This window comes from Aeromonas sp. DNP9 (assembly GCF_001728955.1).
Taxonomy (GTDB): domain Bacteria; phylum Pseudomonadota; class Gammaproteobacteria; order Enterobacterales; family Aeromonadaceae; genus Aeromonas; species Aeromonas veronii.
This window is the reverse complement of the sequence record NZ_LYSQ01000035.1, coordinates 1-14,029: the sequence shown is the minus strand read 5'-3', so window position 1 is coordinate 14,029 and position 14,029 is coordinate 1. Positions and strand designations below refer to the sequence as shown.

General features: G+C 57.9%; 11 protein-coding genes. 8 read left to right on the top strand and 3 right to left on the bottom strand.

Features of this window, described 5'->3' with window-relative positions; all coding sequences use genetic code 11:
• Window positions 1-31 precede the first annotated feature (31 nt).
• From A9G06_RS19625 to A9G06_RS19615, 3 genes are all read right to left on the bottom strand, one after another.
• The gene (locus tag A9G06_RS19625) at window positions 32-1,849 is read right to left on the bottom strand and encodes an extracellular solute-binding protein (RefSeq protein ID WP_069556325.1); all 1,818 of its coding nucleotides are present in this window, start codon (window positions 1,847-1,849) and stop codon (window positions 32-34) included.
• A 147-nt stretch (window positions 1,850-1,996) separates the two neighbouring features.
• On the bottom strand, window positions 1,997-3,040 hold the full coding sequence (locus tag A9G06_RS19620) for an ABC transporter permease (protein ID WP_064341048.1): 1,044 nt from the start codon (window positions 3,038-3,040) through the stop codon (window positions 1,997-1,999).
• Window positions 3,041-3,042: 2 nt separating this feature from the next.
• Window positions 3,043-4,068: an ABC transporter permease subunit gene (locus tag A9G06_RS19615; RefSeq protein WP_031227629.1), complete on the bottom strand. Its 1,026-nt coding sequence runs from the start codon at window positions 4,066-4,068 to the stop codon at window positions 3,043-3,045.
• Window positions 4,069-4,807: 739 nt separating this feature from the next.
• Here A9G06_RS19615 and A9G06_RS19610 point away from each other — a divergent pair.
• The 8 genes from A9G06_RS19610 (at window position 4,808) to A9G06_RS19575 (ending at window position 13,956) form a co-directional block, all read left to right on the top strand.
• Window positions 4,808-7,363, top strand: a complete 2,556-nt coding sequence (locus A9G06_RS19610) for a TonB-dependent receptor (protein ID WP_069556324.1) — start codon at window positions 4,808-4,810, stop codon at window positions 7,361-7,363.
• Between the two features lie 108 nt (window positions 7,364-7,471).
• Window positions 7,472-8,236 carry a DUF3450 domain-containing protein gene (locus tag A9G06_RS19605; RefSeq protein WP_005338938.1) on the top strand — a complete coding sequence of 255 codons (765 nt, stop codon included), beginning with the start codon at window positions 7,472-7,474 and terminating at the stop codon, window positions 8,234-8,236.
• Window positions 8,233-9,606 (top strand): MotA/TolQ/ExbB proton channel family protein, encoded by a 1,374-nt coding sequence (locus A9G06_RS19600; protein WP_069556323.1) that lies wholly within the window; start codon window positions 8,233-8,235, stop codon window positions 9,604-9,606. Before A9G06_RS19605 ends, A9G06_RS19600 begins: the two co-directional genes overlap by 4 nt.
• 10 nt (window positions 9,607-9,616) lie before the next feature.
• Window positions 9,617-10,144 (top strand): MotA/TolQ/ExbB proton channel family protein, encoded by a 528-nt coding sequence (locus A9G06_RS19595; RefSeq protein ID WP_005338936.1) that lies wholly within the window; start codon window positions 9,617-9,619, stop codon window positions 10,142-10,144.
• A 67-nt stretch (window positions 10,145-10,211) separates the two neighbouring features.
• Window positions 10,212-10,619 carry a biopolymer transporter ExbD gene (locus A9G06_RS19590; RefSeq protein WP_005338933.1) on the top strand — a complete coding sequence of 136 codons (408 nt, stop codon included), beginning with the start codon at window positions 10,212-10,214 and terminating at the stop codon, window positions 10,617-10,619.
• A 16-nt stretch (window positions 10,620-10,635) separates the two neighbouring features.
• A complete protein-coding gene (locus A9G06_RS19585; protein ID WP_005343441.1) occupies window positions 10,636-11,271 on the top strand; it encodes an energy transducer TonB in 636 nt (211 codons plus the stop codon).
• A gap of 11 nt (window positions 11,272-11,282) precedes the next feature.
• Window positions 11,283-12,524: a tetratricopeptide repeat protein gene (locus tag A9G06_RS19580; RefSeq protein WP_069556322.1), complete on the top strand. Its 1,242-nt coding sequence runs from the start codon at window positions 11,283-11,285 to the stop codon at window positions 12,522-12,524.
• A 511-nt stretch (window positions 12,525-13,035) separates the two neighbouring features.
• The gene (locus tag A9G06_RS19575; protein ID WP_005338927.1) at window positions 13,036-13,956 is read left to right on the top strand and encodes a L,D-transpeptidase family protein; all 921 of its coding nucleotides are present in this window, start codon (window positions 13,036-13,038) and stop codon (window positions 13,954-13,956) included.
• Window positions 13,957-14,029: the final 73 nt, after the last annotated feature.

Below are 14,029 nucleotides of genomic sequence, written 5' to 3'. Positions count from 1 at the left end.
AACAGCTGCTCCCTTCGCAATGGCCTGAATATCAATGACGTGCATAGGTCTTGTCGAGCAGGTTGATGGGCGCCAGCGCCTCCCCTGCCTCCTTGGCGTTGTGGGTCTCTTCCTTCACCTTGGGATCGAGCCAGAGCAGACCGCCGCTACTGTGAGGATAACCGTCCATCGGCCAGTAGAGCAGATCCGGCGTGTTCTTGGTGGCAGGCACTTCCGGCAGCATCACATAACGCCAGCTGCTGGCCCGCACATAGTTGAGCTGCACCCCAGGCACGAAGATGGCGAGATCATAGATGCGCTGCTGGATCTGCTGGGAGAGCTTGGCCCGTTTGGCCATGTCGAATTCGACGTTGTAGGCATCGATCAGCGTGTCCAGCTCCTTGTCAGCCACGTTGAACAGGTTGTTGGTCTGCGGTTTGTTGGCGTTGGCGGAGTGGAAAAACTCCCAATATTGCGGATAGAGACCGCCGCCAGCCCAGCCCATCCAGGCCGCCTCGTGTTTCTTCTCCAGCATCGATTTGAAGCCGGTGGCGCCATCCACCAGATTGAGCTCCAGATCCAGACCCGCCTTCTTGGCCTCTTCCTTCAGCACGGTCAGTCGCTTGGAGTGCTCCTGACTGGTGTAGGTGAGTGCCAGCGTCAGCCGCTCTCCCTTCTCATTTTGCAGGATGCCGTCCGGCCCCGGCTTGTCGTAGCCGCCCTTGGCAAAGTACTCCCGCGCCTTGCCGATGTCATAAGCCCGCTGTGGCAGCGTGATGTCAGTGAACTCGCCAAAGCCCGAGTCGAAGGTGGTGGCTCTGTCATAGTCGCCGCGCAGCACGGTCTCGATCATCTTGTCGATGTTGAAGGCGTGCTGGATGCCGAGGCGCACGTTCACGTCCGCCAGCTTGGGGTTGGCCACATTGAGGTGCAGTCCCTGCGCCCCCTGTTTGGTGTCGGTCATGGCCATTACCTTCTGCACGTAGCCTTTTTTGTACTCCGGGGTGACCGCTTTTTCATGCCACCAGTTGGGCAGGATCATCTCGAAGGTATCGATCTCCCCTTTCAGGAAGTGGCGGAAGGCGATGTTGTGATCGCGGATCACTTGCACCTTGATGGTATCGATATTGAATCTGTGCTGGTTGTAGCGATAGTTCTGTGCCCACCAATCCTTCTGCTTGCTGAAGGTAACCGACTTGCCCTTCTTGACGTCGCTGATCACGTAGGGACCTGTGGTGGGCACTACGGCCCAGTTGTACTGCTTCACCCAGTTGGGGGTCAGCTTGTAATAGTGCTTGGGCTGGGGCCACAACTCGGTGGTGTTGAGCAGGTCCAGCTTGGCCTTGCGGTTACCCGCTTTGACCATAATGGTGTGGTCGTCGATCTTCTCTACCGCGACCACTTCGGTGGTGTAGTAGTTGTTGAACCAAGGGGCGCGGATTTCTTTTGAGCGCATCATCTCGTAGCCGAAGGTGTAGTCGTCAGCATTGACCGGCTTGCCATCCGACCATTTGGCTCGCGGATCCAGCTTGAAGTAGACGGTCTGGCTGTCTGGCGCGATGGCCCAGTGGGTCGCGAGCGAGGGGATGGGGTTGCCGGTATTGGGGTGGAAGCTGATGAGCCGCAACTGGTTATCGAGAATAAAGGAGCGGAACGATCCGTTGGAATCTGGCCCTACGGTGCGGAACGTCAGCGGAAAGCTCTCCACAAACATATTGAGGTTGCCGCCCGACAGCGCTTTGGGGGAGGCGAACACAGGATCCGTGTCGTTGGTCTCCCATTTGAGATCCGCGGGCAGGCTGGCCGCCCAGACCCAGGATCCGTTTACCAGCACAAAGAGAGCACCTATCCATTTGATTTTATTTTTCATGTTTGACTTCCAGGTCTGGCCCCTGCACTGGGGGTCTTGATTGATAACGGGATTATCCCTTGCTCCCGGGACCGCCGATGGTGGCGGCCCGTCCTTCATTAATCACTGTTCGTTACCCGGCGCCTCGATGCGTTGGCATCGGCAGGCTTATTGGTAACGGGTAAATTTGCGCGGGTCGAACGCCTCGCGGATCGCCTCACCGATAAAGGAGACCATGATCAGCACCAGACTCACCGCGGCCACCACCGAGCTGACGATCCAGATGGCATCCAGATTGTTGATGCCCTGGGAGAGCAGCTCTCCCCAGCTCGGGGTCGGCGGTGCCAGCCCGAAGCCAAGATAGTCGAGCGCCGTCAGGGTGGAGATATTGCCCACCACGGCGAATGGCGCCAGGGTGACGATCATCATCAGGGTGTTGGGCAGGATGTGGTTGAAGATGATCCGCCCGGTGGTCGCCCCTTGTGCCCGCGCCGCCATCACATAGTCCCGCGCCCGCTCCTTGTAGGTGAGGGTGCGCATATACCAGGTGATCCCCATCCAGCCGAACAGGACGTTGATGGCGACAAACAGGCCGAAGTTGGGCTTGGCCAGCGACACCAGGATCATGATGACGTAGAGAAACGGCACCTGGGACCAGATCTCGATAAAGCGTTGCAGGATGAGGTCGAAGCGGCCGCCGAGAAAGCCCATCAGACAGCCGATGGTGACTCCGATGGCGTAACTGGCCGCCAGCGCGATAAAGGCAAAGCCGATGGCGATGCGAAAGCCGTAAACCAGTCGCGCCAGCACGTCGCGGCCGCTGGTGTCGGTGCCGAGGAAGTGGCGCTCAGCCGCGCTGGGGGCGTAGGGTGGGTAGGCATCCTCCTTGAAATCCTGCTCGTAGGGGTTCCAGGGTACCGGCGGCAGCAGTACCCAGTCGCCCTGGCCCTCTGCGGCAAATTTGGCCTTGAGCTGGCGGTAGTTGGTCTCGTATTCGTAATCGAGCCCGAACTGCTGACCGGGGATCACATCGCCATAGGTGGGGAAGTGCAACTGGCCCTGATAGCTCACTATCAGTGCCCGGCTGTTGACCAGCAGCTCCGCCAGCAGGGAGAGCAGCACCAGGGTGGTGAAGATGATGAAGGAGTAGTAACCGCGCTTGATCGACTTGAAGCGCTTGAGTTTTTTCAAGGTAACCGGATTGATCTTCATGGTCAGTCTCCAAACCGCACGCGGGGATCAACGAGGGCAACACAGATATCGGAGACGATATTGCCAATCAGCATCAGCATGGAGGTGATGGCCAGAATGCCCATGACGGTGGGGTAATCCCGCTCGACGATCGCCTCGTAACCGAGCAGGCCGATGCCGTCGATGTTGAAGATGGTCTCGATGAGGAAGGAGCCGCCAAAGAAAACGGTGAGCACAGACCCCAGGTGACTGGCGATGGGGATCAGGCTGTTGCGCATCGCGTGGTCGGTGACCGCCTTGCGAAACGGCAACCCCTTGGCCACCGCAGTTCGCACATAATCGGCCGACAGGTTCTCCATCAGGCTGTTTTTCATAGTCATGGTGAGGATGGCGAAATCGCCGATGGCGTAGGCGATAAGCGGCAGCAGGGCGTGGGCAAAGACAGTGCGGATCTGATCCCAGCTGCTCTCCATGTACTCAAAATCATCCCCCGGAAAACCGCCCATCGGCAGCCACTCCAGATGGAAGGCGAAGACAGTGATGAGGAAGATCCCCACCACATAGGCGGGCAGGGCATAGGCCATGTAGATAAGCATGGAGCTCAACGAGTCGAAGCGGCTGTTGTGCCTGAGCGCCTTCGCCACCCCCAGCGGAATGGAGACCGCATAGCTCAGCAGAAAGGTTGCCAGCCCGAAGAAGGCGGTAACGGGGAGCCGCTCCTTGATGAGATCCCACACCGGTTCGTAGTAGCGGGTCGATTCGCCCAGATCGAGCACCGCCAGCTTCTGCAACCACTCCCAGTAGGCGACCAGCATGGGCTTGTCGAGGCCATAGAAGGCCTTGAGCTCCTCGATCTGCTCATCGGAGAGGGCCTGCGCCCCCTTGCTGCCACTGGAGCGGCCAGATTCATTCTGGGAAACCTGGGCTTGCAGCAGCATGCGTTCGACCGGTCCGCCCGGCACGAAACGGGTGATGGTGAAGACGAGCAGGGTGATACCGAGAAACGTCGGGATGATCAAAAGCATCCGGCGTAGGAAATACGACAGCATGGTGGAACCTCGTCCTTGTTGTTCTTTTTTGCGGCCAGTCAAATCCGGTGACGAGCCTGTCCTTCCTGGCATTACGCGCTGGATTGGTTGCCAAACAGCAGACAATCCGCTTGGCCACTGTAAAAGCTCTGCAACAAAAATCAAGTACAAGGAAATGGAAAACTGGGACAAATGACCCGCAGAGACCAAAAGCACCGAAAAATGACGTTTTTTATCTGAAAAGTGAAAATCAAAACAAAACGCTACTGCTCAACATTATTTTAAAAAATATAAACAGCTGTTTATTTGAGCTTTATTTGTTTTTAACTTATTGATTTATAACGCTTTTGTTTGGTTGGTGAAATTGAAGGAAAACGATGTCATCTCGACAATTTTATCTGTTATCCCCATGAGAACGGTCAGGTGCAACCCTCATGAAGTTAGTGTTTTATTCTTATTAATGCCGATAAATCAAAATAAGATATAAACGGACAGCACGTTAACTAATAAGTTCATCAAATTTTAATTCAGCGCCATTTATGCCATTTAACAATGTTTTTACATTGCGTTGGTTGTTTTTGGTAGAATTATTCACTAATTATGCCGGTCAAAATTAATACACTCCGCTTATTCTACGCCTGACCTCGCCACACCCCTGCTCCATTGACGTCGCTAGTCAAAGATTGATAAGCCTTACACATCGCTCCAAAGAGGGCGGTATCAGGAAGCAAACAATAAACAACCAGGAAGGATATAAGCGATGCTTAGGAAGAGCAGAATCTCTGCTGCGATTGCGTTCGCCTTGGCGAGCCTTGCGGCGGCCCCATCCGTATCTGCCGAAGAAGGGCAGAACGTCGAAAAACTGCAGAAAATCAAAGTCACTGGCTCCCGTATCTCCCGTGTTGATGTTGAGGGGGCGACTCCGGTTGTCTCTGTCAGCAAAGCCCAAATTGAACAGTCTGGTCAGCAGACTGTGGCCGATTATCTGAAACAGGCCTCCTATAACTCCTTTGGTGGTTTCTCCCCATCCTCCGGTAGTTCCGCCCAATCACAAGCCACAGTAGGGCTGCGTGGTCTTGGTGAAGATCGCACGCTGGTGCTGCTTAATGGCAAGCGTATCGCCGGTTCTCCCTCCATGGGCGGCACTGCCATCAACCTCAACACCATCCCCATGGCGGCGGTTGAGCGGGTGGAAGTGAACCTGGACGGTGGCTCCGCCCTGTATGGCTCTGATGCCATCGGCGGCGTTATCAACGTGATCCTCAAAGAGGGTTTCGAAGGGCTGACTTTCCAGGGACGTATTGGTTCACCGACCGAAGAGGGTGGTGACGAGCAGAGTGGTTCCATCGTTAGCGGCATCTCGGGTGAGAAAGGCTCCCTGATGATGGTCTACGAGCACGATGTGAAAGACGAGATCTATTACAAGGATCGCGACTATCTGGCGAAAGAGGGGGCAACTGCTCCGAGTCTCTATGGCCGCAATATCAAGGGAGTGGATGCCACTACCGGCAAGACGGTTACCCGTACCCTGAAGGGAGTTGACTGTGAAGGTACCGGCACCGGTTTCGTCACCAAGGGCACGGCTTGCCGCTTCGACTTTGCCCAGGTCGCTGCCAAGACTGCCTCTCGTACCCGCGATACCGTTTATCTCAACGGGCGCTACCATATCAACGACAATGTGGATTTCGTGCCACAGATGATTGGTTCCCGCGTCACCAGTTTTGGCCGCTTCGCGCCAGCTGCCGGTGCCTTTACCGTGGATGGTTCCACCCCTGAAAGCGCAGCAGTTCTGTCTGCCAACAACTTCAGCACCGCCAAGGCCGCGACCGTGTACTACCGCTTTAACAACGTCGGCCCCCGTGACAACGATGTGACTGACTTGACCGGTACCCTGAACTTGGGTTTTGAAGGGGTGGTGCCGACCGAAGCGGTAGGCGATGTGGAATGGAATGCCGGTTACATGTATTCCAAAACAGATAACCAGAGTACTGGTAATGGGTATGTGCTGGCTCCCGCTGTGGAAACTCAGGTCAATACCGGCAAGTTTGTTAATGGCAGCTTCTCTGATGCGGCGACCAAGGATCTCTCCTATACCACCAGCCGCAATTCCAAGATGGACTTCTTCCAGTGGTACGGCGGTGTAGGTTGGGATATGGGCGAACTGCCCGCTGGCCCGGTCAGCTGGTATCTTGGGGCCGAGTATAACGATTGGGTTTACTCCGATACCTATGACAGCCAGTCCGAAGCGGGTAACGTACTGGGTTCATCCGGTAACTCCGGTGGTGGTGTGCGCGATGTGTTCGCCACCTATATCGAGAGTCTGATCCCCATCACCGAGCAGATCGAGCTGAACCTGGCGGGTCGTTATGACAAGTACAGCGATTTTGGCAGCGCCTTCTCGCCCAAAGCGAGTCTGCGTTATCAACCGCTCGACCAGCTGATGTTCCGTACCTCCTGGTCCCAGTCTTTCCGTGCGCCGGGTCTGAACGATCTCTATGCGGCGGATGCCCAGTCAGCGGACTTTGCCAAGGACTATGTTTACTGCCAGGCCAATGGCATTGCCAACTGTTCCGAAGCGCAGTACGAGACAACACGTCAATCCAACAAGAACCTGAAGGAAGAGACGGCTGACACCTTTACCATCGGTGCTGCTTACAACCCCCTGGACAACCTGAACCTGTCGCTCGATTACTACTACATCAAGATTGATGACGTGATCCAGCTGGCTACCACCCAGACCCAGTTCTATCAGGAGCTCAATACCGGCAGCAACCCGAACGTCATCCGTGATGCCAACGGCGATGTCGAGAAGGTCTATGCCGGCATGGTCAACCTGGGGCAGCTCAAGACCAGTGGTATCGACTTCAAGGCGGACTACAAGTACGACTTCAACTCCTTCACCCTGCGTTACGACTTTGGCAGCAGCTACATCCTGAAATATGAGGAAGGTCTGTTTGCTGGTGGCCCAATGGTCGACAAGAAGGGCTGGAATGGCAAACCCGACTTCCGCTTCAACTCCGGGATCGGTGCCAACTTCCCGCAGCTGTGGAATCTGGATACCTACCTGAGCACCAACTATATCGACTCCCAGAGCCAGGACTATGTGGATGACAAGGAAGAGGGCCATATTGCTTCCAACACCATCTGGAACCTGAACGTCGCGGTCGATACCAGCTGGAATGCCAAGATCCAGACCGGCGTGAAGAACATGTTCAACCGCGGGCCTTCCCTGTCCAACGATGGTTTCACTTACGATGAATACCTCTACGGCATCGACGGTCGCGTCTACTACATCGACTACACCCAGAAGTTCTAATCAACCCTGTTGATATACAACCTCAGCCGGCCCGGTCGGGCCGGCTGTGCCCAACGTCCAAGGAAGTTACGGAGATAGGGTAATCCTATGAAGACAAGGACCATTACAATGAAGAAAGCGCTCCTTGGCAGCCTGGTTTCGGCCGCCTTGTTGACCAGCTTCAATCTGAGTGCCGCCACTGCCGGTCAGGCCGTGGACGCTCAAGCCGCCACCGACAACGCATCCAAAGTTTCCCAGCAGAAGATCGACAGCTATGCCGAATCTGCCGAATCCGCATTGGCCCAGTACAAGGCCGCCCTGCGTCAGGTCGACAGTCTGCGCACCTACAACGAGCAGGTGAGCAAGATGGTCGAGTCCCAGAGTGCCGAGCTGGCGTCGATGCAAAAGCAGATCGCCCAGATCGACCAGACCAGCACCGAAGTGGTGCCGCTGATGCTCAAGATGATCGACTCCCTCGAGCAGTTTGTGTCACTGGATCTGCCGTTCCAGAAGGTCGAGCGCGAGGACCGCGTGGCGGCCCTGACCGACCTGATGAACCGGGCCGATGTCACCATCTCCGAGAAGTACCGCAAGATCCTGGAAGCCTACCAGATCGAGGAGGGCTTCAGCCGCACCATCGAGGCCTACAAGGCGAGCCTGGACAAGGATGGCAGCGAGAAGACCTACGAGTTCCTGCGCGTTGGCCGTATCGCACTGCTTTACCAGTCCCCGGATGGTCAGGAGACCGGCATGTGGAACAAGCAGACCCGCCAGTGGGAAGAGTTGCCCCAGGAGTATCGCAGTGCGGTTGAACAGGGCCTTCGCATCGCCAAGAAGCAGGCGCCTCCCGCGCTGATCAAGCTGCCGGTTCAAACTGCGGAGAAAGCATCATGAAAGGAATCAAACTTGCTATTGCCTCCCTGATTGCGGGAGCAACCCTGGTCACCCTGCCGGTGACCGCCGCCGAAAAACCGGTGGATCTCAATGCGCTGCTGAACCAGGTCAAGGCCTCCAGCCTGAGCGAATCCCAACTCAACAAGGAGCGGGAAGCCCGCTTCCTGGCTGACAAGAACGAGCAGGGGGCGCTGCTGGCCAAGGCCAAGGCCGAGCTGGCAGCCGAAACCGCCAAGGGCGAGCAGCTCAAGGCGACATTCGATGCCAACGACAAGCAGCTGACCGAGCTGACCGAAACCCTGCGCCAGCGTTCTGGCAACATGGGCGAGATGTTTGGTGTGCTGCGTCAGTTCGCCGGTGAGTTCAAGGGGATCTTCAACGCCTCCGCTCGTCGGGTCGAGCATCCGGAGCAATCCGCCCTGTTGACCCGTCTGGCCGAGAGTAAAGAGCTCCCCTCCAGCGACGATCTGGAAGCGTTCTGGACCACCACCCTCAGCCGCATGGTGGACGGTGGCAAGGTGAGCCAGATCCCGGCGACCGTGGTTTACGGCGAAGGCAACCAGGCCGAGAAGACCGTCACCCAGATCGGCGAGTTCAACACTGTTTCCGAAGGCAAGTACCTCACCTTCGTGCCGGAGACCGGCAAGTTCGAGCAGCTCTCCCGTCAACCGGAGAAGAGCGTGCTGGCTCCCATCGCCGAGTTTGAACAGGGCGGTGACGGGGTCAAGCCCATCTTTATCGACCCGTCTCGCGGCGTGATCCTCTCCCTGCTGGTGCAGTCACCGACCCTCAAGGAGCGTATCGATCAGGGTGGTTCCGTGGGTTATGTGATCCTGGCATTGGGGGTCATCGGTACCCTGCTGGCCATCTTCTGCGGTATCCGCCTGTCGCTGATCGGCTCGTCCATGCGCAAGCAGCTGAAATCCGATCAGATCATCAAGGGCAACCCCATTGGTGACATGCTGGGGGCCTACCAGAGCCATCGCGGTGACAACATCGAGGATCTGGAGTCCAAGCTCGATGAGATCATCCTGCGCAACGTGCCCAAGTTCGAGAAGGGCATCAGCATCATCAAGCTGATCGCCTCCGTCGCGCCGCTGCTGGGCCTGCTCGGTACCGTTGTGGGGATGATTGCCACCTTCCAGGCCATCACCCTGTTCGGTACCGGCGATCCCAAGCTGATGGCAGGCGGTATCTCCGAGGCGCTGGTGACCACCATGCAGGGTCTGGTCGTCGCGGTGCCCATGCTGTTCCTCTACACCATTGTGCAGACCCAGAGCCGTCGTCTGATCCAGGTGCTGGAAGAGCAGAGCGCCGGTTTCGTCGCCCGTTATCAGGAACGTCTGCACGCCTCCAAAGCCGCAGCGTAAGGAGTCACCCATGTGGTTCTGGTTGATTGAAGAAGTCGAGTCGGTCCGCCGGTTTTTGGGATTGGGGGGCGATGTACTGGTCGCCCTGTTCTTCCTGACCCTGATGATGTGGGCCCTGTTGCTGGAGCGCTGGTTCTACTTCATGGCGGTCTACCCCAAGCAGGTGAAGCAGACCAAGGCGACCTGGCTGGCCCGTACCGATCATCTCTCCTGGTCTGCCAAGCAGATCCGGCGCGAGCTGGTCTCACGGGTCGCCATGGCGGTGGACAAGGGGATGCCGGTCATCAAGGTGCTGATCGCTCTTTGCCCGTTGATGGGGTTGCTCGGGACCGTGGTGGGGATGGTGCAGGTGTTTGACACCCTGGCCATCACCGGCACCGGTTCGCCGCGGGCGATGGCATCGGGGATCTCCAAGGCAACGGTACCGACCATGGCGGGCATGATCGCCGCCCTTTCCGGCCTGTTTTTTGTCAACCAGCTCGATCACAAGGCCAAACTGGCGGTGCAAAAGCTGGAAGACAACCTGAAACACGGTTGATGCAGGATGCATACCCCCGGCGAGGCATGGCCTGCCGGGGGCACAGAACAAGCAAGGAGTTTCTGCTATGAGAAAACGTTACAGCGACAGCGGTGCTGACGAGGCGGCTATCGATTTGACCCCCATGCTGGACATAGTGTTCATCATGCTGATCTTCTTCATCGTCACCACCTCCTTCGTCAAGGAGTCCGGTGTCGAGATCAACCGTCCCAGTGCCAGCACGGCCGAGACGGTGAAGAAGGGCAATATCATGGTCGCGGTGCGCGAAAACGGTCAGGTCTGGGTCGACAAGCGGGTGGTCGAGGTGGGGGCGGTGCGCGCCAACATCGAGCGGCTGCGGGCCGAGAACCCGGAGAGTGCCGTGGTGATCCAGGCCGATAACGAATCCCGTTCCGGTCTGGTGGTGCAGGTCATGGATCAGATCCGCATGGCCGGTGTCCAGAACATCTCCATCGCGGCAGACAAGAGCAGCTGATGCCGGAGAGAGACCTATGAGATACCTGATATCGTTGGCGGTCTCCTGTGTGGTGGTGTTCTTTCTGTTTCTGGGAATGAACAAGCTGATCACACCGGATCACCGGGAGCTGGTGGAGAAGGATGACGTCACCATGACCGATTTCATCCGCCTCAAGCCCCAGGAGACCCTGCAAGAGAAACAGCGGGAGCTGCCCAAACCGCCGCCGCCCAAGCGTCCGCCACCGCCTCCCGAGATGGAAGTGGCCAGCACGGATCGGCCGAAGATGGAGAGCGCGCCGATGGACATGCCCAAGCTCGACATCCCGGTCAACATCGGTGGTGGTAACGCGCTGGGTGCCTACAGCACCGGCGGCGGTGGTGGTGGCGTCGGTGGCAACAACGGCGCTATTCCGCTGGCAACCTTCGAGCCCATGATGCCCCGCAAGGCGGCACTGGCGGGGCTGGCTTCCGGCAAGGTGCTGGTGGAGTTCACCGTCACCGAGCGCGGCACCGTCAGCAACGTGCGGATCGTCAAGGAAGAGCCGCGCAGCTATGACCTCGGCAAAGAGGCGCGCAAAACCATCGCCAAGTGGACGTTCAAACCGGCCATGGTGGATGGCAAGCCGCAGGCGAGCCGGATGCAGCAAGAGATCGAGTTTGCGGTCAACTAAGGAAGGTGGCGATGAACAAGTTACACAAGATGATCCTCGCCCCGGTCGCTATGGCGGTGCTGCTCAGCACCGCCAGTTGGGCCGCCGAGCAGCCGGCCCTGTCGGATCGGGCCTATCGGGCGGTCAACAAGGCGCAGGAGCTGATCACCGAGAAGAAATACGGTGAGGCCAATGCCAAGCTGCAAGATGCGCTTTCCGGCGCGGGCGAGCGGGTCTACGACAAGGGGGTCATATTGCAGACCCTCGGTTTCGTAGCCGCCCAGCAGGAGAAATACGGTCAGGCGACCAAGTACTTTGCCGATGCCATCGCGACAGGCGGCTTGCCGCCACCGGTGGCCCAGCAGGTGCGCTACAACCTGGCCCAGCTCTATATGGCGGAGGGTAATTATCAGGGGTCGATCAAGACCATGAAGGAGTGGTTTGCCAACCAGGGCAAGGATGACAAGCCCAACTCCCATGCCTATATCACGCTGGCCAACGCCCACGTGCAGCTCAAGCAGTACCGTGACGCGATCCCGGCGGTGGATCAGGCGATCAAGCTGTCGGCAGGTAAAGCGCCGGAGTCCTGGTATCTGCTGAAGATGGGCGCTCACTACGAGCTGAAACAGTACAAACCGGCGACCGAGGTGCTGACCTCTCTGGTCAACATGTTCCCGGAGAAGAAGAAGTACTGGACCCAGCTGTCGGCCATGCATATGCAGGCAGGCAACGATGCCAAGGCGCTGGCGGCGCTGGAGTCGGCCTACAACCTCGGCATGTTGACCGAGGCCGCCGAGCTGCAGCGCCTCGCCAACTACCTCGCCTTCACCGGCATTCCCCATCGCGCCGCACGGGTGATGGAGAAGGGGATGAAGGACGGGGTGATTGAGCAGAGCGCCGGCAACTACAAGACCCTGGCCAACTACTGGCATCAGGCCAAGGAGCTGGATCCGGCCATCGACACCCTGGCCAAATCCTACCAGCTGGCCCCGAGCGCAGATCTGCAGCTGAAAATGGCGCGCATGATGATCCAGAGCAAACGCTATCAGGATCTGGTGGCGCTGGCCGCCAAACCGGCAGCCAATGCCAATGGTGAACAGCGTGCGGATCTCAAGTTCCTGACCGGGGTCGCCTATTTTGAGCAACAAAAGCCGAAGGAGGCCCTCAACGCCTTCACCCAGGCGGCTCAGAATGGCAACGTCAGCGGTCGGGCATCTCCGTGGATCAGCTTCCTCAAAGAGCAGAATGGCACCGGAGAGGCAGCCGTCCAGTAATTCCAATGACAACTACCTGTAGTCCCTTTTATGGTTGCCTGGTGGCTCCATTAACCGCTCTTCGGAGCGGTTTTTTTATAGCTGAAACCGGCACCGGCTGGTGGCCGATGCACGGTTTTATCCCTCTTCATGCCAATACAGAGCCTCCGTCGACATTGGCTTATCTCCCCGGATGTGACAAACGTTTTAGCTAGGGCTGCAACCGTGACACAAGGTGGCGCAGCATTGTGGTTGACGGGGGCTCGGGTGGCCCGCTGACAGGCGGGCAGTGCCATTGATCTTTCTCTTTGCTGCGACTTGCCAGGTGGGCTTTTGCCCTGTTGATAAGCGTCACATCGAAAACGGCTACTTTTAACAAGAAAAGCAACATATGGAAGTTGAAATTTTGGCCGACTCAGGAAAGAATGCGCGCTCGGTTATTGGCGTCGTGGGGCAGGTTGACCCGCCACCGGCAGACCGAGGATGAGACGGCCCCCGGCCCATTTGGTACAGGAAACCACACAGGAATTTTATGAATCCCCTTCGCACTGCCGCTTCGGCCCTTTTATGCACATTTGCGCTGGTCAGCCAGCAGGCTGCCGCCGTCGAGTACCGTCTGCCTGCGGCCAACAGTCGCCTGATCGGTGAAAACCAGGAATACGTGGTGCCTGCGGACAACCGTCCGCTGGAGCAGATCGCTGCTGACTTCCAGCTGGGTCTGACCAACATCATGGAAGCCAACCCGGGCGTTGATCCCTATCTGCCGAAGGCGGGTAGCACTCTGATCATCCCTCATCAGCTGATCCTGCCCAACGCGCCCCGCGAAGGGATCGTCATCAACGTTGCCGAGATGCGTCTCTACTACTACCCGAAAGGGAAGAACGTGGTGGAAGTACTGCCCATCGGCATCGGTCAGCTGGGGGTAAACACCCCGGAGAACTGGATCACCAAGGTAGAGCGCAAGCGCGCCAACCCGACCTGGACCCCGACCGAGAACATCCGTCGTCGCTATGCCGCCCAGGGCAAGACTCTGCCGGCAGTCTGGCCAGCCGGTCCGGATAACCCCATGGGTCTGCACGCCCTTTACATCGGCAACCTCTATGCCATCCACGGCACCAACGCCACCTTCGGTATCGGTCTGCGGGTGAGCAGCGGTTGCGTCCGTCTGCGCGCTGACGACATCAAGTATCTGTTCGACAACGTGCCGGTCGGCACCCGCGTCCAGTTCGTCAACCAGCCGGTCAAGACCACGGTCGAGCCGGATGGCGGTCGCTACATGGAAGTACACGAGCCGCTGTCGCGCACCGAGGAGGAGTTCAACTCCACCGCCTCCGTGCCGCTCCCGATGACACCGGCTATCACCCGCTTCATCGCTCACGCCGAGTCTGACTCCAACGTGGTCAAGCAGGTGCTGGAACAGCGTACCGGTATGCCGACCCGCCTCAATCCCTGATTGAGCAAGTTGGCGGTGCCGCGCGCACTGGCTGAATAAAGAAAACGGCGACCAGATGGTCGCCGTTTTTTAT